21 protein-coding genes and 1 pseudogene are annotated in these 26,802 nt (G+C 40.3%); 12 read left to right on the forward strand and 10 right to left on the reverse strand.

Annotated features, from left to right (window positions below; all coding sequences use genetic code 11):
• Positions 1 to 57: 57 nt before the first annotated feature.
• Positions 58 to 831 (reverse strand): hydroxyacylglutathione hydrolase, encoded by a 774-nt coding sequence (gene gloB / locus NMK36_RS24615; RefSeq protein ID WP_072718049.1) that lies wholly within the window; start codon positions 829 to 831, stop codon positions 58 to 60.
• A 131-nt stretch (positions 832 to 962) separates the two neighbouring features.
• Between gloB and NMK36_RS24620 the strand changes: the two genes are divergently transcribed.
• From NMK36_RS24620 to NMK36_RS24630, 3 genes are all read left to right on the forward strand, one after another.
• Positions 963 to 1,172 (forward strand): hypothetical protein, encoded by a 210-nt coding sequence (locus NMK36_RS24620; protein ID WP_072718048.1) that lies wholly within the window; start codon positions 963 to 965, stop codon positions 1,170 to 1,172.
• Positions 1,173 to 1,313: 141 nt separating this feature from the next.
• Positions 1,314 to 2,519 (forward strand): glycosyltransferase, encoded by a 1,206-nt coding sequence (locus tag NMK36_RS24625; RefSeq protein WP_254174863.1) that lies wholly within the window; start codon positions 1,314 to 1,316, stop codon positions 2,517 to 2,519.
• A gap of 195 nt (positions 2,520 to 2,714) precedes the next feature.
• Positions 2,715 to 4,349 (forward strand): LA_3751/LA_3752 family putative glycosyltransferase, encoded by a 1,635-nt coding sequence (locus NMK36_RS24630; protein ID WP_254174864.1) that lies wholly within the window; start codon positions 2,715 to 2,717, stop codon positions 4,347 to 4,349.
• 17 nt (positions 4,350 to 4,366) lie between these two features.
• On the opposite strand, the gene NMK36_RS24635 is transcribed toward NMK36_RS24630, so the two are convergent.
• The gene (locus NMK36_RS24635) at positions 4,367 to 6,061 is read right to left on the reverse strand and encodes a glycosyltransferase family 39 protein (RefSeq protein WP_254174865.1); all 1,695 of its coding nucleotides are present in this window, start codon (positions 6,059 to 6,061) and stop codon (positions 4,367 to 4,369) included.
• A gap of 31 nt (positions 6,062 to 6,092) precedes the next feature.
• Here NMK36_RS24635 and NMK36_RS24640 point away from each other — a divergent pair, with 31 nt between their 5' ends.
• The 5 genes from NMK36_RS24640 (at position 6,093) to NMK36_RS24660 (ending at position 12,572) form a co-directional block, all read left to right on the forward strand.
• A complete protein-coding gene (locus tag NMK36_RS24640) occupies positions 6,093 to 7,268 on the forward strand; it encodes a glycosyltransferase family 4 protein (RefSeq protein ID WP_254174866.1) in 1,176 nt (391 codons plus the stop codon).
• Between the two features lie 77 nt (positions 7,269 to 7,345).
• Positions 7,346 to 9,361, forward strand: coding sequence for an ABC transporter ATP-binding protein (locus tag NMK36_RS24645; RefSeq protein ID WP_254174867.1), 2,016 nt, complete (start codon positions 7,346 to 7,348; stop codon positions 9,359 to 9,361).
• Positions 9,362 to 9,553: 192 nt separating this feature from the next.
• Positions 9,554 to 10,519: a glycosyltransferase family 10 domain-containing protein gene (locus NMK36_RS24650; protein WP_254174868.1), complete on the forward strand. Its 966-nt coding sequence runs from the start codon at positions 9,554 to 9,556 to the stop codon at positions 10,517 to 10,519.
• A gap of 69 nt (positions 10,520 to 10,588) precedes the next feature.
• Positions 10,589 to 11,560: an alpha-1,3-mannosyltransferase family protein gene (locus NMK36_RS24655; RefSeq protein WP_254174869.1), complete on the forward strand. Its 972-nt coding sequence runs from the start codon at positions 10,589 to 10,591 to the stop codon at positions 11,558 to 11,560.
• Positions 11,561 to 11,654: 94 nt separating this feature from the next.
• A complete protein-coding gene (locus tag NMK36_RS24660) occupies positions 11,655 to 12,572 on the forward strand; it encodes an Npun_R2821/Npun_R2822 family protein (RefSeq protein ID WP_254174870.1) in 918 nt (305 codons plus the stop codon).
• Here the strand turns inward: NMK36_RS24660 and NMK36_RS24665 are convergent.
• The 6 genes and pseudogenes from NMK36_RS24665 to tig form a co-directional block, all read right to left on the reverse strand.
• Positions 12,561 to 13,196 (reverse strand): YqiA/YcfP family alpha/beta fold hydrolase, encoded by a 636-nt coding sequence (locus NMK36_RS24665; RefSeq protein WP_367997200.1) that lies wholly within the window; start codon positions 13,194 to 13,196, stop codon positions 12,561 to 12,563. The two genes, NMK36_RS24660 and NMK36_RS24665, sit on opposite strands and share 12 nt — an antisense overlap.
• 72 nt (positions 13,197 to 13,268) lie before the next feature.
• Entirely contained in the window at positions 13,269 to 13,649 is a 381-nt protein-coding gene (locus NMK36_RS24670) for a Spy/CpxP family protein refolding chaperone (RefSeq protein ID WP_254174872.1), read from the reverse strand.
• 205 nt (positions 13,650 to 13,854) lie between these two features.
• Positions 13,855 to 15,216, reverse strand: coding sequence for a GH39 family glycosyl hydrolase (locus tag NMK36_RS24675; protein ID WP_254174873.1), 1,362 nt, complete (start codon positions 15,214 to 15,216; stop codon positions 13,855 to 13,857).
• Positions 15,217 to 15,296: 80 nt separating this feature from the next.
• A pseudogene (clpX, locus tag NMK36_RS24680) lies at positions 15,297 to 16,644 on the reverse strand (ATP-dependent protease ATP-binding subunit ClpX).
• A gap of 12 nt (positions 16,645 to 16,656) precedes the next feature.
• Positions 16,657 to 17,367 (reverse strand): ATP-dependent Clp endopeptidase proteolytic subunit ClpP, encoded by a 711-nt coding sequence (gene clpP, locus NMK36_RS24685; RefSeq protein ID WP_302184681.1) that lies wholly within the window; start codon positions 17,365 to 17,367, stop codon positions 16,657 to 16,659.
• A 172-nt stretch (positions 17,368 to 17,539) separates the two neighbouring features.
• Entirely contained in the window at positions 17,540 to 18,943 is a 1,404-nt protein-coding gene (tig, locus tag NMK36_RS24690) for a trigger factor (protein WP_190515346.1), read from the reverse strand.
• A 674-nt stretch (positions 18,944 to 19,617) separates the two neighbouring features.
• Here tig and NMK36_RS24695 point away from each other — a divergent pair.
• The 4 genes from NMK36_RS24695 to NMK36_RS24710 all read left to right on the forward strand — a co-directional run bounded on the left by NMK36_RS24695 (position 19,618) and on the right by NMK36_RS24710 (position 24,831).
• Positions 19,618 to 20,646, forward strand: coding sequence for an aspartate-semialdehyde dehydrogenase (locus NMK36_RS24695; protein WP_072718034.1), 1,029 nt, complete (start codon positions 19,618 to 19,620; stop codon positions 20,644 to 20,646).
• A gap of 211 nt (positions 20,647 to 20,857) precedes the next feature.
• The gene (gene dapA, locus NMK36_RS24700) at positions 20,858 to 21,742 is read left to right on the forward strand and encodes a 4-hydroxy-tetrahydrodipicolinate synthase (RefSeq protein WP_072718033.1); all 885 of its coding nucleotides are present in this window, start codon (positions 20,858 to 20,860) and stop codon (positions 21,740 to 21,742) included.
• Positions 21,743 to 22,279: 537 nt separating this feature from the next.
• Positions 22,280 to 24,070: a ribonuclease J gene (locus tag NMK36_RS24705; protein WP_072718695.1), complete on the forward strand. Its 1,791-nt coding sequence runs from the start codon at positions 22,280 to 22,282 to the stop codon at positions 24,068 to 24,070.
• 212 nt (positions 24,071 to 24,282) lie between these two features.
• Positions 24,283 to 24,831, forward strand: coding sequence for a hypothetical protein (locus tag NMK36_RS24710; protein ID WP_072718032.1), 549 nt, complete (start codon positions 24,283 to 24,285; stop codon positions 24,829 to 24,831).
• Between the two features lie 86 nt (positions 24,832 to 24,917).
• On the opposite strand, the gene NMK36_RS24715 is transcribed toward NMK36_RS24710, so the two are convergent.
• Both NMK36_RS24715 and thrC read right to left on the reverse strand, forming a co-directional pair.
• A complete protein-coding gene (locus NMK36_RS24715) occupies positions 24,918 to 25,193 on the reverse strand; it encodes a MoaD/ThiS family protein (protein ID WP_072718031.1) in 276 nt (91 codons plus the stop codon).
• Positions 25,194 to 25,302: 109 nt separating this feature from the next.
• Positions 25,303 to 26,607 carry a threonine synthase gene (gene thrC / locus NMK36_RS24720; RefSeq protein WP_072718030.1) on the reverse strand — a complete coding sequence of 435 codons (1,305 nt, stop codon included), beginning with the start codon at positions 26,605 to 26,607 and terminating at the stop codon, positions 25,303 to 25,305.
• Positions 26,608 to 26,802 lie beyond the last annotated feature (195 nt).

The following is a 26,802-nucleotide window of genomic DNA, read 5'->3' on the forward strand; positions in this document are numbered from 1 at the left end:
GTTTTTGCATTAACCGATCACTTAACTCGACCTATCCCACCCTACAAAATATATTCTTTAAAATTGATCTTTCATTCCTCGCAAACGAGCAAAGGTTTGGATCGGATCATGACTCTTGACTGCGGTTTGCAAACTCGGAATATCCCAACGTAAAAACGGGTTAGTGCGTTTTTCTAAACCCATATTTGAGGGAATGGTCGGTTGATTTTGACTGCGAGCTAACTTGACATCTTGGAAACGATTGTGTAATTCTAAGTTGTCAGCATCTACCGTTAAAGCAAATTTTAAATTATTGAGGGTGTATTCGTGGGCACACCATACTCTGGTCATATCGGGTAAATTACGGAATTGAGTTAGGGAAGTCACCATTTGTTGAGGAGTTCCTTCAAATAAACGACCACATCCCCCAGCAAATAAAGTATCCCCACAAAATAACTCCCCAAATTCATTGGCATTTTGTGGCGGAAAATAATAGGCAATGTGGGCTTTTGTATGACCCGGAACAAACAAGATATGCCCAACTTGATCGCCAAATTGAACCTGATCCCCTTGTTTTAAAAAGACCTTTTGGCCTGGAATTCTACCTCGATCTTCTACACCCCCATAAACTGTAAGATTGGGATAGTGTTGGATCAGTTGGGTATTTCCGCCAACGTGATCACTGTGATGGTGGGTGTTAAAAATTGCAACTAATTCGGCTCCTAATGTCTCCAAATGTTGTAAAACAGGATAGGCTTCTGCTGGGTCAACAACGGCGGCAATATTCCGATGGGGATCATGCAGTAAAAATATATAATTATCAGAGAGGGCTGGAATTCGTTCAATTTGCATAAAAAGCAATCTCCTGGGATGATTTGATCAGGGTTTAGAAGAGTTAATTTTCTGTGGGGTGTGCGTCAGTAGTTTAGCAAATCTCCTCGCAAAATGAGTTAAGGCTTAAATTAAGAGAGGTAACAATTGAGATGCTCTGGACAATTCAAACTCGCTCTAAAATCTCAATTACTCAAATGACGGATCGAATTATCAATTCTGGTCAACTTAGTCATTCTGACTATTTGAGGTTAACCTCTGCTATTTTATCCGATAAAGATATTACTGAGCCTGAACGCAACCAGATTAATCGAGTTTTTGATTATGTGCAAACAGGTCGGCTCAAATTTAATGATATGTGATTTTTAGTTAAGGGAAAAATAGGGTGCGGGGAACAGTTTGTCAGGAGAATTATGGGATGAGCTTAATGATCATTTAGTTTTCTTCTTAAAACGAATTAATTATCGATTCGATTAAATCAGACATTAATGAGGTAAGACCCGATGAATTTGCCTGAAATGAATACCCTTCTTCCTGTTCCAACAGAGCCGTTACAAATTCCGACACAAGCCACTATTCCGACGGAATTAGGTGAATTTGCGATTCGATTATCCTTGGTGATTCCTACTTATAAAGAAAGCGAAAATGTTCGGGCTATTGTTCAACAATTAACTCAGTTATTAGAATCAACAATTCCGAATCAATATGAGTTAATTATTGTTGATGATGATAGCCCGGATTTAACGTGGAAAGTGGCAGCAGAGTTAATGCCAGAATTTCCTCAACTGCGGGTAATGCGACGTCAAGAAGAACGGGGATTATCAACAGCCGTTATCCGAGGTTGGCAAGCCGCCAGAGGGGAAATTTTAGGGGTTATTGATGCCGATTTACAACATCCTCCCGAAAGTTTATTACAACTTTTAGGAGAAATAGAAAAGGGTGCAGATTTAGCCGTTGCTAGCCGCCATGTTGAAGGGGGAGGCGTTAGTGATTGGAGTATTGTTCGGCGATTTTTATCGAGAGGAGCACAGGTTTTAGGATTAATTATATTACCCGGTGTCATTGGTCGAGTTTCTGATCCGATGAGTGGATATTTTATGGTCAGACGGGATGCAATTGCCGGGAAAACCCTTGATCCTATTGGTTATAAAATCCTGATTGAAGTGTTAGGTCGAGGTCAAATTCGTTGGGTAGGAGAGGTCGGTTATGTTTTCCAAGAACGCTTAGAAGGGGAAAGCAAAGTGACTTGGAAACAATATATTGAATATTTACAACATTTAGTGAAATTACGGTTTGCCCGATGGCCTGTAATGCGGTTTTTGCGCTTTGGAATTGTAGGGTTTAGTGGGGTTTTTGTCGATATGGGAGTGTTTTATCTCCTTTATACTGTTCTCGGTTTAGCCTTAACCCGCAGTGCAATTTTATCCGCAGAAGTGGCAATTTTGAATAATTTCCTGTGGAATGATATTTGGACATTTGGAGATATTTCTAGCCATCAGAAAGGCATGGGAAAACGGGTTAAACGCTTTGTAAAGTTTAACTTAATTTGTTTATCGGGGTTAATTTTAAATGTGTTATTGGTGAATATTCTGTTTAATATGTTTGGGATGAATGCCTATTTAGCGAAAGTAATTGCGATCGCTATTGTCACTTTTTGGAATTTCTGGCTCAATTTAAAATTGAGTTGGCGAGTAACGGAAGTGAAATAATTAGTTTTAATAAAAAGCTGATTATTTTAGCATAAATCTCATAAGCTGTTAAGCATTTAAACCTTATTATGTAGCAAGTGATAACGCTTTCCATACAAGGTATTACCGATTTTCTAATAACCAATTTAGATGCTTAAAAGCTTATTCAAGATTTAGGAAAGCGTAAATTTAACGGAATTAACTGCATTAATACCCATGAAAACAAAAGCATTAAATCTAATCAAAACCAAAACCAACCTAATTCCTCTATCAATTATTTTACTCGGAATTTTATGGACATTATTTTTGGTTTTTCAGAATCCAGAAAATATATTTTTTAGTGGAGATGGGGGTCTAAAAGCTTTATTAGCTAGACAATGGGCCACAGGAACTCTAAGGTTTGATCTAACATTACCTACTTTACCTTGGGTTGAAGAACTTTGGAAAAAGGGGCTATATCCTTTTGAAGCACCTTTTATTTATCTAATCTCTAATCAATACTATATCACATTTCCTTTTACCTTCCCTTTAATTAGTGCTCCCTTTTATTCTTTATTTGGATACTATGGACTATACGTTATTCCTTTAGTTTCAACTTGGTGTATTTGGCTTACATTCTATTGGCTCTGTGAACGCTTCAACATCTCGAAATTACTAACAGTTTTAGGATTAATGACGCTAATTTTCGGTTCTCCTGTTTCGATTTATAGCGCCACTTATTGGGAACATACACTAGGAGTTGCTCTAAGTTTTGGTGGTGTAGCAATTCTTCTAAAAAGCAATTCAAACAATTTTTCTAAAACTCAAGCAATTGGAAGTGGGATTCTAATCGGATTATCAGTTTGGTTCCGAGAAGAATTGATTCTCTTAGTTTTCCTACTCTTTCTAACCGTATTTATTTATACTTTACCTCAGTGCAAAAGTTGGAATTTAGTTCCCCAACATAAATTGATTTTTTTAGGAACAATGGCGTTGACGGTATTGCTATTTTTTACTATTAATTTCCTAATATATCATCATCCATTAGGTGTTCACGCGGTTCAAGTCTTAGAAGATCCTTCTTTAAAAAGTAGAATTAGAAAAGCAATTGCTAATTTTAACAAATTAAATGAATATTTATTTGATAAATTTCCAATTACATTTTTGATCGTCATTGCTTACCCATTATCTATTTTGTTTCACGAAAAATTTAAAATAGATAAAAAGCATAAAATCTTATTTATCATCAGCATTTCATTTATTATTTTAATTTCAATGATTCTTCCATCTTCTGAAGGAATATCGTTAGAATCTCGCACGGGTGGCAAACAATGGGGGCCTAGATTTATTCTGCCTTTAATTCCTATTATTTCTTGGTTAACTATTATCTCATTTAAGGATCTTTTAAGAGCCAATAGAAGGACTTACTTAAACTATGCTAGTCTTGCGTTTTATGTAATTTTACTAGCAGTTTCTATTCATAAAAACTTTTACTCTGGATCAATTTATATACAGGAAGGCAACAAAAATGGAACAGCTTTGATGAATGCGATACATGATACTCCTCATCAAATCGTTGCTGTTTCCCATCAATATGTAAGCCAAGGTCTACTATTTAGTAACCCAGAAAAAACTATACTTTTGGTTAAAGATACAGAAAGTTTAAGACTTTTAGCTCATCAGTTAGTTAAACAAGGTTATCCTAATTTCCTCTATATCTGTTATGCCCATCGCCCCTGTCCAGTTCCTAAAGAAAATGCCCAAAATTTAACCTTTAAGGTTGACAATAATCAATTTTTAATTAACTTTACCGAATTAGGTAAAGCGGGAAATACACCACTTTATCAAGGCGTCATTTCCAAACTTTCATAATTCTCAAGGCTCAAGTTTTATTGAGCTTTATACAAATTCAGAGTAAATTTGTCTAAATCCATTGTCCCTGAAACAACTTGGCTGTTTTGAAGTTGATATCGTTGCTTCAAAATTCCTTCAATTTGTTTTCGTTCTGCGTCTGTTGTGGGTTTAGACCAAACGGGTTCAGCCACTTCTAACCAGATAATTCTACCATAGGGTGAGGGTGGAGAGGTTAACGATTGTTGCAAAGCGGGAGCAAGTTTAGAAGACTTTTGAGCGAGTAAAGACACCGGATATTCAGGAGAAATATAATAGGCTAAACGGTTAACATGACCCCAGGCTTTAGAATTCATGACAATTAAGGTAGGGGTAGTAGGTTCACTGGCAATGATATGAGAAATTTGATGAAACATTTGCCGAGGTCTTAAACTATAGTCGCCAATACTAATCGTTAAATAAACCAGAATTAAACCCGTTGCTGTCAGACGATATAACGGTTCTTTTTTGATGCCTTGAATTAATAACGTAATCAATAATAAGCAACCCGGAAGAATAATCATCAAACTTCTTCCCCAACCAAACCCAATTGTAAATTTTTTACCAACAATATCCGCTAGTAAAGCTAAGAACAGAGGGAAGATTCCTAAAATTAATACCGTCCCTAACCGTCGATGTTCTCCCAGTTTCCACAGGCAAATACTGCCAATTGTAAAAACAATAATCCAGAAAATACCCGTACTTACTGCAACCCAAACCGGAATACTGGTAATCCAATCTCCTACCCCTAATTGCACCCCTAAAAGATAAGCAACATCTTGTAAATGCTGTACCATTGTGGCAAAAAAACCTGGAGGAGTGCTAAACCGTCCTAAGTCAGCATTCCGTAATTGTTGACGAGTTCCCCATAACACCCAAGGAACTGTAATTAATACTCCAGTTCCTAAACGTAAAGCGTGTTGCCACCAGTGACGTCGATCTAAGTATAAGACTAAAGCGGCTAAAGTTATGACCCAATAAGCAAATAAATAAAACGTTAAACATCCCGCCACAACAGAAGCGATTAATACCCCAGTCCAAAACAGTTGTCCTTTCCATTGCAGGGAAGCTTTAGTATTAATTGGAAAGCTTTGAGGATTAATCTTATCAACACCTATTAACTGAATTAAAGCCCAAGCACTTAAAATTGTCCATAACACTAACGGAGCATACATTCGGACATTCAGGGAGTGGAATAAAAAGAAAGGATTAGTCGTTAATAAAGCTGCAAATAGTAAACCGCCTCGATATCCGAACAAAGTTCGTCCTAAACCATAACCACAACCAATACTGAATAGACTCAGTAATGTGTTTAGACTGCGTTGGGCAATTTCGCTATTGCCAAATAACCGTAACCAAAAATGCTGACTGAGATAAAATAAAAAGGGATGAGGTTCTGCAACAATTCCTTTGAGCAGACTGACTAGAGTTCTTAAAATATCACTAAAACTAGACTCCGGTGGTAAATTCAGGAGTAGAGTATAATTAGCTAAAACAACAGGGACATCCTTGGGAGTAACATAAGCAGTTTTCTGTCCGGTCGATAAGAGGAGGGATAATACTTCGTCGTACCAAAACTCACGGGTTCCTAAGTTGAGAACTCTAATAAAAATGCTAATGACAATTGCTGCAATTAGTAAGGTTTCGAGGGATAAAGATTTGGAAAAAAAACCTAATTTATTACCTTGTTTCATAAAAAGTTAACCAAGGATAGCCCGTTTTACTATGAAAGTTTCAATCGTGGTTGGTGATTTATCCAGTAGTGGAGCCGGAAGGTGGGGAGGAGCCGTTCGCCCCTTTTTACTAGCTCAAGCCCTGAAAAAAATCAACTGTGAAATCGAAATTGTCGGCTTCACTCAAGCAACAGATGAAACGTTAACCCTGAGCGAGGATATTCCAATTGTTTCTCTCATCAAAGAAACTTATTATCCTCAATTTTTTAAATCTGCTCAACAACTGTTGCAGCAGATTACCGGGGACATCATCTATGCTTATAAACTCAAACCCACCAGCTTTGGTTTATCTTTATTCAAAAGATGGCAAACCCATCGTCCTGTGATTTTAGATATTGATGATTGGGAATTAAGCTGGCATGGGGGAGAACAATACCAATATAAACCTTCCCTCAAACAACTGGGAAGAGATCTGCTTAAACCTGATGGCTCTTTAAGACAACCCGATTATCCCCTTTATTTAAAATGGATTGAACGGTTGGTTTCTCAAGCCGATTGTATCACCCTTCATACCGAATTTTTAAAGCAACGCTTTGGCGGCATTTATTTACCCAATGGAAAAGACACCACCTTATTTGATCCCCAGCGTTATGATCCAGAAGCCAGTCGCCTCCAGTATGGATTGAAGGACTACCGAATTTTAATGTTTCCGGGAGCGCCTAGACCCTATAAAGGATTAGAAGATGTTCTGATTGCCTTGGAACAACTCAATCAAAAAGATATTAAATTGGTGATTGTGGGAGGAAGCCCTTATGATGAGTATGACGAACAATTAATGCAACGATGGGGACAATGGATCATAAAGTTACCAAAAACTCCAGCTATAATGATGCCTGAAGTGGTTGCCGCTGCCCATGTTGTTGTGGTTCCTCAACGAGATGTTCCCGCAGCGCAAGCTCAATTTCCATTAAAGCTAACCGATGGAATGGCCATGGCAAAACCGATTCTAGCAACCCAAGTTGGAGATATTCCTGAAATTTTGGGGGAAACTGGATATTTAGTCAAGTCAGGTTCACCTGAACAAATTGCTCAAACCCTTGCGAGGATTTTTGATCATTTTGAAGAAGCCCAAGCAAAAGGTTGGGAAGCTCGGCAGCGATGTATTGAGAACTACAGTATCGATGCAATGGCGGTTATTTTACAGGAGGTTATTGATAAACTGCGTTAGAATTTGAGTTTGAAGCTAGGTGTGTCACAGTGCAATCAATTTCCTAGCGAGGATGGGATTAATTATCAAACTTTAGTATGCTTAATAAAAACTATTTAGTTCAATATGCACGACAATATCCGACTAGGATTATCTTGACAATCTTATTAGGATTTTCTGGAGCTATTTTTAGTGGCGTTAGTACCACCTTAATTGTTCCTGTTGTCTTAAATCTCCTCGGTCAACAAATGGAAATGAAAGGTGCTCCACCTTTAATTCAAAAGATCCTGGCTCCTTTTGGTGATGTTCCAGAACCTTATCGCTTGGGATTAATGGCCGGGGCAATTTTAGTGGCGTTAATTTTAAAAAATTTAACCACCTATTGGAGTAGCTTAGTTTCTAGTTCCCTCGGTCGTGCCTTAACTTGTGATATGCGCGAAGCGGGATTAAAGTTACTGTTAGATGTGGATTTAGATTTCTATGCAAAAACAAAAGTCGGAGATTTAATTAACCAATTAGGGGGAGAAATTGCCCGAGCTTCCAGTGCGATTGGGATTTATATCGGGATGTTTACCACATCGATCACGATTTTTGTTTTTGTACTCATTCTTCTCTCGATTTCTTGGCAACTCACCTTAGCAACAGGTTTATTGCTATTTATTGTCACTATTTTAAATCAAAATATTATTCATAACTCCAAACAATCAGGAAATTTGCTATCAAAAGTATCGCGAAATTATTCAATTAAGCAGATGGAAGTTCTGAATGGAATTCGCTTAGTGAAAGCCACTGCTAATGAAAACCCAGAATATAAACAGCTTAAAAAGTTAATTCGGGAACGAGAAAAAGCCGATTATAAAGCACAAATGGCTTCAGCAGCGATTGCCCCCATCAATGAAGTGGTGAATATGCTGGTTTTGTTAGTGCTAATTGTGATTGGGAAATTCTTTTTATCCCAAGATCAAATTACAGCCTTATCCACAATTTTACTCACCTATTTGTTTATCCTATTTCGTACCTTACCTCTGATTTCTCAACTCAATAATGCTCGGAGTAACTTAGCTCAACGGGTGGCAGCAATTAACATTATTGGCGAGTTTTTAAGACGGGATAATAAACCGATTATGAAATTCGGTTCCATTTCCTTTACAGGACTTCAAGAAGGGATTCATTTTAATAATATTTCTTTTACCTATCCCGGTCATGACAAAATCGCGCTTCAGAATATTGACCTGTATATTCCGCGTGGTACAACTTTAGCTTTAGTTGGGGGTTCTGGTGCGGGAAAATCCACCTTGGCAGATCTTCTTCCCCGATTTTATGATCCAACTGGAGGCTCTATAGTAATTGATGGTCAAGATTTACGAGATTTTGACTTACAAAGTCTAAGAAAATCAATGGGAATTGTCAGTCAAGATACCTTCCTATTTAATGCCTCCGTTCGAGATAATATCGCCTATGCTAAACCTGATGTCACCGATGAAGAAATTATTTTTGCGGCTCAACAAGCCAATGCAGAGGAATTTATTACTAAGTTACCCCAAGGGTTTCTGACCCCCATTGGCGATCGCGGGGTTTTACTTTCCGGTGGCCAACGTCAACGAATTTCCATCGCCAGAGCCATCTTACAAAATCCCGATATCCTAATTTTAGATGAAGCCACCAGCGCCTTAGATACCGTTTCTGAACGTTTAGTTCAAGAAGCGATCGATAAACTCAGTCATGATCGGACAACGGTTGTCATTGCTCACCGTTTATCCACCATTCAAAAAGCCGATCAAATTGCCGTTTTAGAGCAAGGATGTTTGGCGGAGATCGGAACCCATGATCAACTCCTCGCAAAAGGCGGAAAATATGCTCAATTGTATACCCTGCAATTTGCCGATGAAGCCAGTCGCGATCGCGCCATTATTCGCAGTTCCTATGAGGTACGCAGCCGGCTGAACCCCATGATCGGTTTCCTACAATTACTCGCTGATGAGTTAGTTGATGATCCAGAAGAACGGCAGGAACTTCTGAATGAATCCTACCGTTCAGCAACGTTTATTCTAGATAGCCTAGAATTTATTGAACAAAGTGTAAAAATTCGCTTAAATAGCAAAGTTTCAAATTAAATTAAACTTATACTGAAGGAATTTATGTTATGCTCAAGCTAAATTTTTATCTGTTCAAAGGTATATGCAGAAAATCTGGAATTTTCTCATCAGTTGTCTTGGGAAAACCGGATTGCTAAAATTTTAGCTCACATTTCAGAACCGATGCGTATCCCTCTTGTTAGTCTATAAATCATTCAATTAGAATAAACTATGACTGAAAAAATTGTTGGCATGATTACCAGCTATCCCGGCTTAAACCAAAGTGATTGGCTGTGGCAACAAACACCTTATAGTTTTGGCAAGTGGGGGAATATTAGGATTCAAGCCAATCATCCTCAACCGGATTTTTTGTTACTTTATCAATTTGATTTTTGGAAACCCGTTAAAAAATTATCGTGGAAAGAACGCTTAAAACAAACCCTGAAACCTCAACCACCTCAACCTGATATTCGAGAAAAGTTTAGAGGCGTTCCTAAAGAGCGGATGATTTATTTATTGAGAGAACCCCCCTTAGAAGAAATTGTAGAAATTAATCAAAGTAATTATGAAAAAGCAAAACAGTATTGCGGTTACATTTCTGGCCCCGATGATTTAGCTCCCACTCCCGATTATATGCCTGCCATTTGGTATCATTCCAACTCGTTTCGCGAGTTAAATGAAATGAATCCACCTGAAAAAGTCAAAGCTTGTAGCTGGATTACATCGGGAATTAATCGCACCGCTAATCATCGGAAACGATTAGATTTTTTGAAAGCCTTACAAGCTCAAAATCGGGAAATTGATTTTTATGGTCGGGGATTACCTGCTTGGGTGAAAGCATCTGGAGAATTAAAAAATAAATGGTACGGAATGGCCCCTTATTATTACAACTTGGCAATTGAAAATTATGCTGATAATGATTGGTATGTGACGGAAAAACTGTGGGATTCTTTACTGGCTTGGTGTCTCCCAATTTATTATGGAGGGCCAGCAGCCGATCGGTTACTGCCTCCAGGGAGTTTCTTAAGATTATCCAATTTAGATGAAAAGGGATTATACTATATTCGAGATGTTATTAGTAGTCCTGACGCTTGGTTAGAAGCAAACTCGGCGATCGCAGAAGCTCGACAGATTGTTTTACACAAACTGAATTTATTGAATTGGTTATCCGAGTTTACAGAAGCGTTTAACCTCTAATTTATTCTATATTTAATGCTCGGCTAACATCATCTCAACAATTTATAAAAAGAAAAGGGAGGAATTAGTATGCAGGGAATTTGTACCCTTGGGAATGATGTAGTTTACGATCAAATCGTAGCACTACTCAACAGTATTGATGCAAATTCAGGCTCAGAAATCCCCGTTTGTGTGTTTCCCTTTGATGATCGGTTAGAACGATTAAGCGCGGAAATTGCACGACGTCCGAATGTCAGTTTATATAATAATCAAGAAATTACTAATCACTGGGATCAATTTATGGCTGGAGCCAGTCCCGCCAGTACCAATAAAAAATATAGGCTTTATGGAGCTCATCGTCGCTTTTGTGGCTTTAATGGCCCTTTTGAACGGTTTGTTTACATGGATGCTGATACTTTATTAATGAGTCCGCTTGATTTTATTTTTAATAAATTAGATGAATATGATTGTGTTGTTTATGATTTTCAGCATTTTGAACCAGAGAGAATTTATAATCTTAAATCTTCTAAATTAACCCAGGTTTTTCCGCAAGAGTTAATTGATTCTCAAATTTTTTGTTCTGGGTTTTATGCAACGAAAAGAGGATTATTTGATCAAGAAAAATGTAAATGGTTACTATCCAATTTGCAAGAGGGAGGAGAATTAGAAATTCTGTATCCCAAAGGAGATCAACCTGTTTTGAATTATATGTTCATGCGTTCAGGAATCCCCATTTATAACTTTGCCTATTACTTACCGAACAGCATTAGAACGGGGAACAGCGTTACCTCTAGTCATTTTAAAGAAAAAGATCATATTCTTTATGATAAAGGCAATCCCTTAACGTACTTTCATTACATTGGAATTATGCCAAGTGTGATGGAAGCGGTCTGTAAAGGTAAAAACGTTGAATTTCCCTACCGAGATGTGTTTTTACATTATCGCTATTTACATGAACCTGAAAAACGTCCCGTCTTTACCACTCCAGGCGTTCCCTATAATGCAAGTTCCAAACCGAGTCTTGTTAAGCGCATTTTGCGAAAATTAAACTTAAGTCGTTAAGGAAAAGCAATTAAGAATTCTCCTCCTCCTTACTCCTACTATCAATTAGATTCATCTTTTTCTAATTCCTTTTTACGAAATTGAGGGCATTTTTATGACTCGTGGGATTTATATTACGGCTAACGATAAATTTACAGATCAAGCGATCGCCTTACTGAATAGTATCCGCGCTTACGATAACGAAACCCCCGTTGTTTTGATTCCCTATGATAACAATTATCATCAAGTTGCTGAACGTTTACAACAAGATTATGGTGTACAAGTCTATGAAGATTTAGACTTTATTGAACGACTATCTATCAAACTTCAACAAATTTTCGGAGAAAAATTCTTTGCTCGTCCGAATCAATTTCGCAAGCAAGCTTGCTGGTTTGGGCCGTTTGATGAATTCTTATATATTGATACCGATATTGTTGTTTTTGAAAAAATAATTGACAATCTTAATTATTTTTCAAACTATGATTTTCTCTGTTGTGATTATCAACACGCTGGCGGATTAACTAACGTTTTTACCCCCGAAATTTACAATGTATTTAGCCCAGAAGAATTAAAAGATATGTTTAATGGAGGCTGGTGGGCTTCTAAGAAAAACCTAATTTCAGAACAGGATTTATATGAAACCTTTGCCGAATGTGCAGCCCACCCAGAATATTTTGATTTTTCTCAAAAAACGTCAGACCAACCTATCATTAATTATATGATTTTGAAGCGGGTTAAACGGCGATTTAATTTAGTCTTAGGAGAAAATAAAGGCCCCGGAAATTGGGCAGGAAGCAAACATTTTCAACAGGATGGCTATCGATTAATTGATACCAAAGTTAACCAACCTCTGCAATATCTTCATTGGGCTGGAATTCGGATTGAACCGGGATGTCCTTATTGGGATATTTGGGAACATTATCGCTATTTACACGAACCCAAACCTGATACTTTACCTCAATCTCAACCGAGTCAAAATCCTTTTCAAAAAACCATCCGAAAACTTAAAAATAAATTTCAATCATTCTTTTAAAAATCTCTGAATTTCATGCCAAATTTCCTCTAATACATTTTCTAAACTATGATCACTCTCCATTTCCACTAATTTTACCCAAGGACGTTGGGCTGCATAATTTCGGCTGGCTTGAATGGGGATTACCTCATCGTCAATTCCATGTATTATTAAGGTTGGAATTTCGCGCTGTAACTGTTGATCCGAATATTGAGATAAATCCTCAATAAATTGATAATGCAAGGGTAAATTTCGTTTTTCTGCATAATGATAAATGGATAAATCCCCTTGGTTTTTCCAGTGGTTTAATTTTTCTGTTCCTAATTTCAGAACCCATTCTGATAAAAAATTAAAAGCAGGAGCGAGTAAAATTAATTGTTCAACCGATAAATTTTTTTCCGCTAACCAAGCTGCTGTTAATCCCCCAAAACTTGATCCGATCACCACACAGGGAGAAGCAGATGGAAAAAATTCTGATTCAATCTGTTGGAGTTGTCGAGTTAAAGTTAAATGGGAAAAATCCCCTTGATTCAAATCAGGAATGTTTAAATGAATATCAACAGATGCAAAGCGATCGCGCAAATATTGAGCTTTTGTGGAAAAAGGGCTAGATGCAAACCCATGTAAATAGATGTAAGTCGCCATCTTCATTCCATCCCTATCAGTGATTGGATTTCTGATTTTATCCCTTAGAAATTTAGCCCCTTTTTCCAAATTTTAGCGATCGCGACGGGAATTTTGACGACGTTCTTGCATCAAATCTGCAAGTTGACTGCGTTGTTCTGGGGTTAAAACTTCTCGCATTTTCAACATCATATCAAACTGAAGTTGTCCCATTTGTTGTTTCAAAACCATGAGCTGATCATGCTTTTGACGGATTTGACTTTCTGACGCATTTCCTGACATCAACTCGTTTAATTCTTTTTGAATCTGACGCATTTGTTGTTGCTGTTGCTGCATTTTTCCCTGATATTCCTGGCGAATCCCTTGGAGTTGCTGCTGTTGTTCAGGGGTAGGATTCAGCGCATTCATAAGTTGGCCTGAACGCTGATTCATGGGGGGTTGATTTCCTTGGCCTTGCGCTAACGCTTCAGCCATCCCAGGAGTTGAACCGGCGAACAGAGTAGTGATTGACAACCCCAAGATTGTGCCTAGAGTAAGTGAAATCGGATGACGGAGGAACATAATAGTACCTGAAAAAAAGTTATATCTGATTGTAATCGGTTCTTCAATTAATGACTGATAGCTTGCTAAAAAGTTCTCAGGCTAGACCCCTCGACTACGCCGAAATCCATAATCTGAGTTAGCTAATCGTGAGTAAGTAGGCTTCGTGAAGCTGAAGATTAGGAATTGTTAGTCTTACCACTTGATTACTGACTGCAACATTATCCTGTCGGAGTGTGACTAATTCTTTAATGACTTGTTCCCCAGAGTCAGGAATTCGTTGTACTCTCAGCGTTAAATTGCCACTGGAGTTTGCTAAATTCAATTGTTGCAAATTTTTCAGAATTAAGGTAACTCCAGCCGTCGGTGCAGAAAAGGCCTGTTCAAAATAACCAAACACAATCTGAGCTTTTCTTTCACTATTAGAACGACTGGCTAAGGCAACAATTTTAGGGTTATCTGCCTGACTCAGAACCCGTGAGTTAAAACCATCTGCATAGGCTTTATACACCCACCAAGCGGCTCTGGGTAAGGACTGATCGGGTGTTACCAAACCATCTAAACTATTATTAAAACAATTGTTTGTTCCACTGGTATTGTTGACTGGCTCCCAGCAAGCTTTTGCTGCTCCATCAGCCCGTCCCAATTCCGTATAGTAAAGATATCCTAAAATTTCCGCAGGTCGATATTGGGCTGTAGGGCCAATAATTTCATTGACATAAATTTTTTGGATTTTTAAACTTTGATATTGGGGATTTTGTTGTAAACTTCGACGAGCGTTATTGATTCGAGCCGCAATCGAGGTAATATCTTGATCATTAAGTTCATGCCAAGATAAAAAGTTAACTTCTAAATTATTAGCTTTGCAATAATTTAAAAAAGCTGTGAGGAAATTTTGATCATATTTAGCGATACTAGGGCCACCAATCATCACATTGGGGCCTAATTCTTGACGTAATACTTGGTAAGCTCGTTTATAGGTTTCAAAAAATTGTTCTCTTGTGCCTTTCCAAAAAGGATCTCTTAAGTCAGGTTCGTTCCAAACATCCCATAATATAACTTTATCTTTATGTTGTCGGGCAATTTGTCGAACGTGTTCTTCCCATTTAGCATAATTATCATAGGGCCATCCTCTCGGTGCGCCATAGCCCCAGGTATCACTTAAAATTAATTGAAATTGAGCCCCCAAGGCAATGACTCGCGGATACAAATCGAGTTGTGATGTCCGCCACAATTTAGGTTGTAAGGGCTTAATCATATTATCCGGCGGTTGGGTGGCATTTTTACCATATAAAAAGCCACTGGCGGAACTAATTCCGGTTCTTGGGGCTGCAAAATCAATCGTAATATTATTTTGTTGTTGTCCTAAAACCTGAAATTGTCCTATCCCTAAAACACTAAACAATGCCAATAGACCAATAAAAACCGGGATAATTTTTTTGAGTTTGAATTGAGGTTTTCTGTTCCTGAGATGCAATGAATTTAATCGGTTTAATGGCATGATAAACTATTTCTTAAAAACTCTTAACTGATAACTGATAACTGATAACTGATAACTGATAAATGATAACTGATAAATGATTAAGCTGATTCAGGTTTAGGTAAAGAAGAAGGATGTAATAATAACTCCGCGGTTGATCGTTTTTCTACCATTTCCCGTGTAACTCGACAGCGTTTTAAATCTTTACGCGAGGGAATTTCATACATCACATCTAACATTAATTCTTCAACAATTCCCCGTAACGCTCTCGCGCCTGTTTTGCGACGATAGGCTTCCTGAGCGATCGCTCTTAAGGCATCTTCATCAAATTCTAACTGCACATTATCCATCCGCAGTAATTTTTGATATTGTTTGACTAATGCACTGCGAGGTTCCGTTAAAATAGCCACCAACGCATCTTCATCTAAGGGTTCTAAGACAGCTACCATCGGTATCCGACCGATCAATTCAGGAATTAACCCAAATTTGACTAAATCATCCGGTTCCATGCGTTTGAGGGCATCAACAGTGCGTTTGTCTTTCCCTTGCCCTTCTCCGGGCTGGACAAACCCCATTGACTTTTTACCCGTTCTCTGATCCACCAGTTTATCTAACCCCACAAAGGCGCCACCACAGATAAACAGGATATTACTGGTATCAATTTGAATACAATCTTGATAAGGATGTTTGCGTCCACCTTGGGGGGGGGACATTGGCAATGGTTCCCTCTAACATTTTTAACAGGGCTTGTTGTACCCCTTCCCCGGATACATCCCGTGTTATCGAGGGATTTTCACTCTTCCGGGCGATTTTATCAATTTCATCAATATAAACAATTCCCCGTTGCGCTTCTTCCACATCAAAATCAGCAACCTGTAACAACCGCAACAGAATATTTTCTACATCTTCCCCCACATAGCCCGCTTCCGTTAACGTTGTCGCATCAGCAACCGCAAACGGTACATCAAGCATTTTGGCCAAGGTTTCCGCCAATAGGGTTTTCCCACATCCGGTGGGGCCAATTAAGAGAATATTGGATTTTTGTAACTCCACATTATCTTCTGTGGGTCGTCCGGCGGCCTTCGTTTGCACAAATCCCAAACGTTTATAGTGGTTATAAACAGCAACCGAGAGAACTTTTTTTGCCTCATCTTGACCAATAACGTGTGAGTCCAGATAGGATTTAATTTCTCTCGGTTTAGGAATTTGATTTAAGGCCACTCGTCCCGTCCGTTGCCGTCTTTGGGGAGGTGGAGCCGATTGGGGGCGAGCCGAAGGAGAGGGTGCTGCTGCCGAACTACTGTCAAATAACTCCTCATCTAAAATTTCATTACATAGCTCCACACATTCATCGCAGATATAGACACCTGGCCCTGCAATTAACTTGCGAACTTGCTCCTGGGATTTGCCACAGAAAGAACATTTTAGATGGGAGTCGTACTTAGACATAGTTGCCTCATCTTAGGTTGCGGGAACAGACTCTCCGGGAATCGGAAGACTTTGGGTGCTGGAGATCACCTTATCTATTAGACCATATTCTTTCGCATCTTCAGCAGACATATAGAAGTCCCGTTCGGTATCTTCCTGAATGCGTTCAATGGGTTGACCTGTATGTTCAGCCAGTAACTCATTGAGAATACGCTTATGATACAGAATTTCTTTGGCTTGAATTTCAATGTCTACCGCTTGCCCTTGTGCTCCCCCTAAAGGTTGGTGAATCATAATTCGAGAACTGGGCAGAGACATCCGTTTACCAGGGGTTCCTGCTGCTAACAGAAAAGCCCCCATACTTGCCGCGAGTCCATAACAGATGGTGACAATATCCGGGCGGATTTGCTGCATGGTATCAAAAATCGCCATCCCTGCGGTGACAGAACCCCCCGGAGAGTTAATGTAAATTTGGATATCTTTTTCTGGGTCTTCGGCTTCCAAGAACAACATCTGGGCCGTGAGGGCATTCGCCACATCATCATCAATAGGTGTTCCCAGAAAAATAATCCGTTCTCTCAACAGACGGGAATAAAGGTCAAAAGCCCGTTCCCCCATCCCAGACTGTTCAATCACAATCGGGACAATATTACTCGGAGAGAGGGTTTGCAAATGGGTATCGCTTATGACCCCGTGATGGGAATAGTTATGAATTCGGTATTGGGAAGACTCAGAAAATATCATTGCTTTTTTCTAAACCTTAATTGTTTTCGGGGATCAAAAGAATACTCGTTTTGATCTATTATGCCTTAACTTGAGATGTCAGGTGTGTGGAACAGGCATCTTGCCTGTTAAGTAGGGTGTCAGGTGTCAGTAGAGGGCTGGGAAACCCAGCCCCTACTCCCCCTGTTCAATACTATTCTTCCTCGTTAGTGTCGAGTTCTTCGTCCTCTTCTTCCTCTTCGTCTTCGAGTTCGTCTTCGTCTTCTAAAGGTGTTAACGTTCCTTCAGGAACTAACTCAATGGTGGCGTGTTCTTCCAGCAAAGTGTAGGTTTTGTTCTGAAGTAAATCTTCAGTGACAAAGGCGCGTAACCGTTTGGGGTCAACATCTTGACCTTCTAGTTCTTTGAGAACCTTAGCTTCTTCGGCTTGAATTTCTTCATCCGTAACGGTTAAAGATTCCTGTTCAGCAATAGCTTTTAAAGCTAAGGAACGCTTCAACGCATCAATTGCTTCTGGACGAGCTTGTTCTCGTAAACGAGGCACCATTTCACCAGTGAATAACCGTTTCACATCCAACCCCATATTGCTCAACTGCATCACCTGTTGAGTAATCAGTCGGTCAACTTCTTGACGAATCAGGGTTTCGGGTAAATCAACTTCCAGGGTTTCCACCAACGCATCGACTAACGCTTTGCGTTTATTGGCTTTGGTTTGCTCATCTTTTTCCCCTTGAAATCGTTTTTCTAAAGATTCTCGCAGTTCCGCTAAAGTCGAAAATTCGCTGACTTCTTCAGCAAACTCATCATCTAATTCGGGCAGTTCTCTTTCTTTGAGTTCATTCAACGTAATGGTAAAGGTCGCATCCTTTCCAGCAACGTCTTCATCCCCATATTCATCAGGAAATCTCAGGTTTAAGGTTTTGGTTTCTCCAGGGTTCATACCAAAAATCCCCTCGACAAAACCCGGGATAAACCGCCCTTCCTGTAATTCCACCTGAAAATTATCGCCTTTAGCACCAGGGATTTCTTTGGGTTCCGCTTCTTCAGACTCTTGGGCAAAGTACCCTTGAAAATCGACAAACGCCACATCTCCCTCTTGGGCAGGTCTACCTTCAACCGGGATTAACGTTGCTCTTTTTTCCTGTTCCCGTTTTAATACCTGTTCCACCTGTTCGGGGTCATACTTAGCTTCTTCTGCTTGAACGCTTAAGCCTTTGTATTGACCCAGTTTGACTTCGGGTTCAACATCCACAGCCACTTGAATCGTCAGGGTTTTTCCCGGTTCAAATTGCTGAATCAGGTTATCAATCTCGCCCCGAGGTTCAAAGCTGCCAATCGCTTGAATGTTCTCTTGTTCAACAGCTTTGGGTAAATACTGGTTCATTAAATCATCCAAGGCAGCCGCCTTAATGCGTTCCTGGCCTAAGCGCTGGATGAGAATATGGCGAGGCACTTTGCCTTTGCGGAACCCAGGAATATTCACCGAACGGCTCATACGCTGAACAACTTGTTCATAAGCGTTTTTAGACATTTCCGGTGTGATCTCAATGTCCAATCCAATTTGACTTGCGGGAAGTTTTTCCTGGGTTACTTTCATCAGAACAATGGGTAGAAACTCCTAACTTCTAGTTAGGCTTTACATTTCCCCTTTCGGGGTAGAGGGGTATGGTTGCCCCTCTGTGGAGATCTGGTTGTCTCCTAACACCTATTTCTAGGGTAAAGTTAGCTTTGCCAAGGTTTTAAGAGCTTGTTAGGTTAGCAGCACTTCCTTAACCCGATAAAGATGTTTAACCACTAACGACAGAGCCGGAGACTAGCTACGCATCTACAGGGTGTCATGACTCAAAAAACTTAGTACACAAGGCACTTAGGCTGGTCAACTATCACGCTAGGAGTGAGGCATTACTTCGCGTAACTTTCGCTCCGCGCGTAGCCTTGTCACAGAGAGTGCGGGTTGCTGACAATCGTGATATTCTGAATTAAATACCCCCAACACATTTCACTCGCGGGGGAACTAAAATCTGGGGTTAGCAAGTTAAGCTTGCTAAAAATCCAGTTGTGTACATCAAGAGTGATCGTAACTGATTATGCGCCCTTGTGTACCCGTTCGTTAGATTCTGTTCCGTTTTGGTGAGAATGAGAACGGCTAAACTACAATGAAGAAGGGAGCTTAAGCCTCCCGATACAGGAATCGATACCCTAAACATTTTGTTGGCTATAAAAATTTCAATTTATTAAAATTGCGAGTTTTTGATTACGGAGGTTAAAATTTTGTCAAATTCTTATCGAGTTGCCATTTTAGGGGCAACGGGCGCTGTGGGAACTGAGTTAATGGAACTCCTGGAAAGTCGGAATTTTCCAGTAGCAGAGTTAAAATTATTAGCTTCCCCTCGTTCAGCAGGAACCTCATTACCTTTTAAAGGGGAAACTTTACCCGTTGAAGTTGTATCGGAGAACTCGTTTCACAATGTTGATATTGTGTTAGCTTCCGCCGGTGGGTCAACTTCTAAGGTATGGGCTCCAAAGATAGTGGCAGCCGGAGCGGTGATGGTTGATAACTCCAGTGCCTTCCGCATGAACCCAGATGTGCCGTTAATCGTCCCTGAAGTTAACCCAGAGGCGATTAACAACCACAAAGGGATTATTGCTAACCCCAACTGCACGACGATTTTAATGACGGTAGCGATTTGGCCGTTATATCAGGCACAACCGATTCGTCGGATGGTGATTTCCACCTATCAATCTGCCAGTGGGGCCGGAGCTAGAGCTATGGAGGAAGTGAAGCAACAAGCGTCCGCTATTTTAGCCGGAGAAACACCGAAAACGGAAATTTTTCCCTATCCGTTAGCATTTAATCTCTTCCCCCACAATACCCCCATTAATGAGTTAGGGTATTGTGAAGAGGAAATGAAAATGATCAACGAAACCCGGAAAATTTTTGGGGTGAATGATCTAAGGATTTCGGCAACTTGTGTGCGGGTTCCCGTATTACGCGCCCATTCTGAAGCGGTTAACTTAGAATTTGAGCACCCCTTTAGTGTGGAAAAAGCACGGGATATCCTCAGCACAGCGCCGGGAGTGCAACTGCTGGAAGACCCACAGGCAAACTATTTCCCCATGCCCATTGATGCCAGTGGACGTGATCCGGTATTAGTGGGTCGCATTCGTCAGGATTTGTCTCATCCCTGTGGTTTAGAATTGTGGCTTTGTGGCGACCAAATCCGCAAGGGTGCAGCGTTAAACGCCGTGCAAATTGCTGAATTATTAGTGGAAAAACAACTCCTGGGTCATCGGTCTTAGAACAGATGTCTGGAACAGGCATCTTGCCTGTTATCAGTCGGGTGTCAGGAAGAGGATAAGGGTACAGGGGGAGTAGGGGGTGAACCGGGAGCAATCCTGAGCAAGGCAGGAGGAGGAGATAAGGTCATGACAGACACTTCTTCCCTAAAACCTAAAACCTGAAACCTGAGAGATGACTCATGTAGGATACAAGATAACTGATAGAAGACAAATGGTAAGTTTTGGAAGAGTTATAACGGCGATGGTTACGCCGCTTCATGAAGACGGTAGTGTGAATTACGCAGTGGCAGAACAGTTAGCCGCCCATCTAGTAGAGCAAGGCACGGATGCTGTTGTTGTGTGCGGAACGACGGGGGAGTCTCCGACCTTGACTTGGGATGAAGAACACGAGTTGTTTCAAGTCGTGCAGAAGGCAGTGTTGGGAAAAGCAAAGGTGATCGCGGGAACGGGATCAAACTGCACCCAAGAGGCAATTAATGCCACTCAAAAAGCGTCTAAACTAGGATTAGATGGCAGTTTACAGGTTGTCCCCTATTACAATAAACCTCCCCAAGAAGGTTTGTATCGGCATTTTCAAGCGATCGCTCAATCAAGCCCCGATTTGCCGATAATGCTTTACAATATACCGGGACGCACTGGACAGAATCTCCTGCCAGAAACAGTGGCACGTTTAGCGGAGATTCCGAATATTGTGGCGATTAAGGAAGCGAGTGGCAATTTAGAACAAGTGAGCCAGGTGCGACGGTTGACACCTTCTGAATTTAAGATCTACTCTGGGGATGATTCTTTAACCTTACCGATGTTAGCCATTGGCGGTTCGGGGGTGGTCAGTGTTGCCAGTCATTTGGTGGGAAGGCAACTCCAAGAGATGATACAGGCTTTTGAAGCGGGCCAAGTGCAAGTGGCAACCGAGATCCATATCCGGTTATTTGGGTTGTTTAAAGCCTTGTTTCTAACAGCAAACCCGATCCCCGTGAAAATAGCACTCAACTTGCAAGGCTGGAACGTGGGATCAACCCGTTTACCTTTGTATGATCCAAGCGTTGAAGTCACCAACACATTAAAGAACGTGCTGAGTCAGTTAAATCTTATCTGATAGTTTCGATCAGTTTGTAGCGATGGGTTCTATAAGGAGGGTTTAACGATCTACGGCTGAAAAAACCAGATCAATCTGTAGAAACGTTTGATACATAGAGACGCGCCATGGCACGTCTGTACAGGGAACAGGGAACCCGAAGGAATAGAAAAACAGTCCCCTGATCCGACCGCAGGAGCAGCACAGAATTTTGGATTTCCGATTTTCTATTCTTGATCGCTCTTATTTTCAATTCCCATTGGGTCATAACCCTCCCCTACAAAAAATGAGCAGGATTTATAGAATGAATAACGATGATCAGCGATGTTTTGTCCCAATCCTAAACGTCCTTAAATCCTGGCAAAGTTTTCTAGGTTTCTGACAACTAAATACTGAACAGGATTGACAGAATTTATAAAATAATCAGGATGATCCTGTAAATTTTGGAAATTCTTAAATTCAGCCCTTATTTCATTGGTAAACCATTAACAAAAAAAGGAAAAAATCAGCATGATGAGAACTGGTAACACCCCAATTATTAGAAAAAGAACCTCTGCTATGACTTCAGAACCTTCCGCTCCTGTCTTTAACTCTGGGGCTCTGAGAATTATTCCTTTAGGGGGATTACATGAAATTGGAAAAAACACCTGTGTATTTGAGTATGAAGATGAAATTGTGATTTTAGATGCCGGGTTAGCGTTTCCAACCGATGGAATGCACGGCGTTAATATTGTTTTACCGGATGTGACGTATCTACGGGAAAACCGGGAAAAAATTAAAGGCATGATTGTCACTCACGGACATGAAGATCATATTGGTGGTATTCCCTTTCACCTCAAACAATTTGAAGTTCCGGTGATTTATGGCCCTCGTTTAGCGATGGCATTGTTACAAGGAAAATTAGAAGAAGCCGGAGTTGCAGAACGCACAGAATTAAGATCCGTTCGTCCCCGTGAAATGGTGCGAATTGGTAAATATTTCTTAGTCGAATATATTCGTAATACTCACTCCATTGCTGATAGTTTTACCGTTGCGATTACCACCCCTGTCGGTGTGGTGATTCATACGGGAGATTTTAAAATTGATCATACTCCGGTAGATGGAGAATTTTTTGATTTTCAACGGTTAGCTGAATATGGGGAAAAAGGCGTTCACTGTTTATTAAGTGACTCTACAAACGCTGAAATACCAGGATTTACGCCTTCTGAAAGTTCCGTTTATCCCAATTTAGAGCGCATTTTTGCCCAAGCTCAGGGTCGAATTTTAGTCACTACCTTTGCCTCTTCTGTTCACCGTCTAAATATCATTTTAAATATTGCCCAAAAGCAAGGTCGATTAGTGTCGGTGGTGGGTCGATCTATGTTAAACGTGATTGCTCACGCTCGGACGTTAGGCTATGTCAAATGTGAAGATCGGTTGTTTGTTCCTTTAAATTCAATTAATGGCATTCCCGATGATAAATTGCTGATTTTAACAACTGGATCTCAAGGGGAACCGTTATCGGCATTAACCCGAATTGCTGAAGGTGCCCACCGTCAAATTGGGATTAAGAAAGGGGATACCGTTGTCTTTTCGGCTAACCCCATTCCCGGTAATACGATTGCTGTTGTCAATACCATTGATAAATTGATGATGCAGGGGGCAAATGTGATTTATGGTCGGGAAAAAGGAATTCATGTTTCTGGTCATGGATGCCAAGAAGATCAGAAATTAATGTTAGCCTTAACTCGTCCGAAATTCTTTGTTCCCGTTCATGGAGAACACCGGATGTTAGTTCAACACCAAAAGACGGCTCAAAGTATGGGAATTCCCCCCGAAAATATGGTGTTAATTGATAACGGTTTTGTGGTAGAATTAACGAAAGAATCGATTCGGATTGCCGATAAAGTTCAAGCCGGAATTGAACCCGTAGACTCCTCTCGCTCTGGCGTTGTTAAAGATGAAACCATGAAAGAACGACGTCAATTAGCCGAAGAAGGAGTTGTCACCGTAGCGGCGGCGGTTGGAACCGATGGTAAGTTATTAGCAAGACCTGAAATTCATTTGAAAGGGGTTGTGAATAGCGTTGACCCAGCGTCTATACAACAACAATTAAGCCAAACCATTGAGAATGTTTTAACGGAACGTTGGACAGAATTCGCCCGCACATTTGGAACGGAAACGAAGGAAATTGATTGGGAAGGGTTAAAGACTCAAATTGAACGCTCTATCCAGCGTGTTTTGCGTCGAGAAATTCCCAGTAACCCCTTGTTAGTGTTATTAGTACAAACCCCCGAAGGAGAACAAGAAACTTCAGCAAAAGTAACGGGTCGTCGTCGTCCTCGAAGTACCGCACGAGTCGCGTCTTAGACTTAGGGGTTCTTCAGAAACTGGGTTTGTGACCTCTCCCCCTAACCCCCTCTCCTCAAAGGCGAGGGGAAATTTTTCTTAAATCCTAAGTAAATGTACTGATACCCCCAGTACATTGTGATCAAAATCATCGGAATTGAGAGATTTATTTCACTGGGTTTTTCTGGTTCATCACCGATGATGATATTCAGTTAATCAGGAGAACCCAACTTATGCCACCGTTAAATCTAGTGTTAAATTTGGATAGGGACTTTACCACAGTTCAGGATATTACAACAGAAATTCATCATTATTTAAGAACTTCCGCCTCTATTATTGCTTCCTCCTCCTATTTGCTCCAAGTCGCTTTGACCCAAGAAAAGAAAGTTGCTAAGTCCCCGGTAGAATATGTAACGCTGATTCAAGATGCGGCTCACTGTTTAGAAAACAATTGTTATCGGGTGATAGAAACAATTAATCAAACTAATTCTAATAGTTTGGCTCTTAACCGCATTCGGTTATATTTAGATAAAATGATCTGTTTTTGCCAAAAAATTTTACTAGATTTAGAGACGCTTTTAAATTTCAAGTATCTAGGTGAACTCAATTCTGTAAACGAAAAGTCTGAACTGATCAATTTAGTAGCGGGTTTAAATCAATGGGCGATGCAGATGACGGATGTGTTAAGTTCTCAGCGATTTAATGATTATGTTCAACAGTTTGCTCAAGGCTTGTTAATGCAGTCTAGCGACAATGGCTTTGGGGAGTATCAATCTGCATGATAATATTCATCCCCAATTTTTATAGTATAAAACAAGGACATGGTGTGAATCATGTCCTCAAAAATCTCTATTAAAATTAAACGCAATTAACCTCCCGCAACTGCCGGAACAATACTAACTTCATCTCCTTTCTGAAGTTTAGTATTTGCTCCTTGTAAAAAGCGAATATCTTCACTATTGACATAAAAATTCAAAAATTTACGGGGTTTTCCTTCGTCATCACAGAGACTTTTTTTAATCCCTGGACATTGGGTTTCCAAGGAATTAATTAATTCCGAAATATTAGAAGCTTCACACTCAATAACGGCTTCATTGTTAGTAAATTTTTGCAGGGGTGTGGGAATTAAAACTTTAACAGTCATAGGTTCAACAAAACTACAAATGAAGGGTTTTAGGTCAGTAGAAACATTTCCAAGAACGCCTCTACTGTTAAAATACTCTCGGTTAATTTTGGGTCTGACAACTAGAAATTTAAACTAACACTTGTTGCCATTCCAGACGATCTAAGGTGCGAGCCCGTTCAATCGCCCGTTCAAAACTTTCTAATTTCGGTTCAATGGTTAAGGGTTCACCGACATCCCCTTGCACTGCTTCTTGGGTTTTTAAGCCATTGCCTGTAATATAAACAACGGTGGTTTCTTCAGGGTCAATTTTACCTGCTTCTACCAATTTTTTCAAGACGGCAATCGTTGTTCCGCCTGCGGTTTCGGTAAAAATTCCTTCAGTTTCGGCTAATAATTTAATGCCTTGAATGACTTCTTCATCGTTGACGCATTCAATATTTCCGTTGGTTTTGTTCGCTAATTCAACCGCATAAACTCCATCAGCAGGATTGCCAATAGCAATGGATTTAGCAATGGTATTGGGTTTAACGGGAGTAATAAAATCTCGTCCTTCTTTGAAGGCAGAAGCCACGGGAGAACAGCCTTCTGCTTGTGCTCCACTGAAACGCACAGCTTTGTCATCCACTAAACCGACTTTGACGAATTCTTGAAAACCTTTATGAATCTTGGTAAATAGGGAACCGGAAGCAATGGGGGCGACAACATGGTCGGGTAATTTCCAGCCCAGTTGTTCAATCACTTCATAACCAAGGGTTTTTGATCCTTCAGAATAGTAGGGACGCAGGTTAATATTCACAAAACCCCAACCATGAGTATTCGCCACTTCTGAACACAGGCGATTAACTTGATCGTAATTGCCTTTAACAGCCATTAAAATTGGATTGTAGATTAAGGTTCCTAAGATTTTACCTGCTTCTAAATCCGCCGGGACAAACACACAACAGTCCAGACCTGCTCTTGCAGCAATGGCGGCGGTGGAGTTAGCCAAATTTCCGGTACTGGCACAGGAAACCGTCGAAAATCCTAATTCTCTAGCCCGACTCAGAGCAACGGACACCACCCGGTCTTTAAAGCTCAGGGTGGGCATATTCACAGCATCGTTTTTAATATAAAGATTTTTCAAACCCAGGCGACGGGCTAACCGTTCTGACTTAATGAGGGGGGTCATTCCGGTTCCAACATCAATCACATTCTCAGTAGCGACAGGAAGAAATTTACGATAACGCCAGATGGAGTTAGGGCCAGCTTCAATGGTAGCGCGAGTCACGGTTTGGCGGAGCAGGTCATAGTTATATTGAACTTCTAGGGGGCCAAAACACACTTCACAAACGTGCTTGGCTTCGGGGGCGTATTCTTCGCCACACTCTTTACATTTGAGTTTGTCAAAAGTCGCCCCGGTTAAGTTTAAGTTGTTGGTTGTCGCCTGAGTCATGACCTGTCCTCCACTGAAAATCCGATACTGGAATGTTGAAAACAAAGTATCACAGTCTACAAATAGCCGTCAATCATACCCGACTTTTTTTGTCGGGATTAAAATCGAGTTGAACAATTTCCGGTCAAGATTCACCGCTCCGTCTCCTGAATGCCTTCATTAATTTAGTTAGTGGGACTCCGGTGATTTCTGAAC

It is taken from the genome of Planktothrix pseudagardhii (assembly GCF_904830925.1).
GTDB lineage: Bacteria > Cyanobacteriota > Cyanobacteriia > Cyanobacteriales > Microcoleaceae > Planktothrix > Planktothrix tepida.

Bases quoted from the DNA above. Each gene is read 5' to 3' on its own strand.
- gloB (WP_072718049.1), bottom strand. From the start codon at position 831: ATGCAAATTGAACGAATTCCAGCCCTCTCTGATAATTATATATTTTTA.
- NMK36_RS24620 (WP_072718048.1), top strand. From the start codon at position 963: ATGCTCTGGACAATTCAAACTCGCTCTAAAATCTCAATTACTCAAATG.
- NMK36_RS24625 (WP_254174863.1), top strand. From the start codon at position 1,314: ATGAATTTGCCTGAAATGAATACCCTTCTTCCTGTTCCAACAGAGCCG.
- NMK36_RS24630 (WP_254174864.1), top strand. From the start codon at position 2,715: ATGAAAACAAAAGCATTAAATCTAATCAAAACCAAAACCAACCTAATT.
- NMK36_RS24635 (WP_254174865.1), bottom strand. From the start codon at position 6,061: ATGAAACAAGGTAATAAATTAGGTTTTTTTTCCAAATCTTTATCCCTC.
- NMK36_RS24640 (WP_254174866.1), top strand. From the start codon at position 6,093: ATGAAAGTTTCAATCGTGGTTGGTGATTTATCCAGTAGTGGAGCCGGA.
- NMK36_RS24645 (WP_254174867.1), top strand. From the start codon at position 7,346: ATGCTTAATAAAAACTATTTAGTTCAATATGCACGACAATATCCGACT.
- NMK36_RS24650 (WP_254174868.1), top strand. From the start codon at position 9,554: ATGACTGAAAAAATTGTTGGCATGATTACCAGCTATCCCGGCTTAAAC.
- NMK36_RS24655 (WP_254174869.1), top strand. From the start codon at position 10,589: ATGCAGGGAATTTGTACCCTTGGGAATGATGTAGTTTACGATCAAATC.
- NMK36_RS24660 (WP_254174870.1), top strand. From the start codon at position 11,655: ATGACTCGTGGGATTTATATTACGGCTAACGATAAATTTACAGATCAA.
- NMK36_RS24665 (WP_367997200.1), bottom strand. From the start codon at position 13,196: ATGGCGACTTACATCTATTTACATGGGTTTGCATCTAGCCCTTTTTCC.
- NMK36_RS24670 (WP_254174872.1), bottom strand. From the start codon at position 13,649: ATGGCTGAAGCGTTAGCGCAAGGCCAAGGAAATCAACCCCCCATGAAT.
- NMK36_RS24675 (WP_254174873.1), bottom strand. From the start codon at position 15,216: ATGCCATTAAACCGATTAAATTCATTGCATCTCAGGAACAGAAAACCT.
- clpP (WP_302184681.1), bottom strand. From the start codon at position 17,367: ATGATATTTTCTGAGTCTTCCCAATACCGAATTCATAACTATTCCCAT.
- tig (WP_190515346.1), bottom strand. From the start codon at position 18,943: ATGAAAGTAACCCAGGAAAAACTTCCCGCAAGTCAAATTGGATTGGAC.
- dapA (WP_072718033.1), top strand. From the start codon at position 20,858: ATGGTAAGTTTTGGAAGAGTTATAACGGCGATGGTTACGCCGCTTCAT.
- NMK36_RS24705 (WP_072718695.1), top strand. From the start codon at position 22,280: ATGACTTCAGAACCTTCCGCTCCTGTCTTTAACTCTGGGGCTCTGAGA.
- NMK36_RS24710 (WP_072718032.1), top strand. From the start codon at position 24,283: ATGCCACCGTTAAATCTAGTGTTAAATTTGGATAGGGACTTTACCACA.
- NMK36_RS24715 (WP_072718031.1), bottom strand. From the start codon at position 25,193: ATGACTGTTAAAGTTTTAATTCCCACACCCCTGCAAAAATTTACTAAC.
- thrC (WP_072718030.1), bottom strand. From the start codon at position 26,607: ATGACTCAGGCGACAACCAACAACTTAAACTTAACCGGGGCGACTTTT.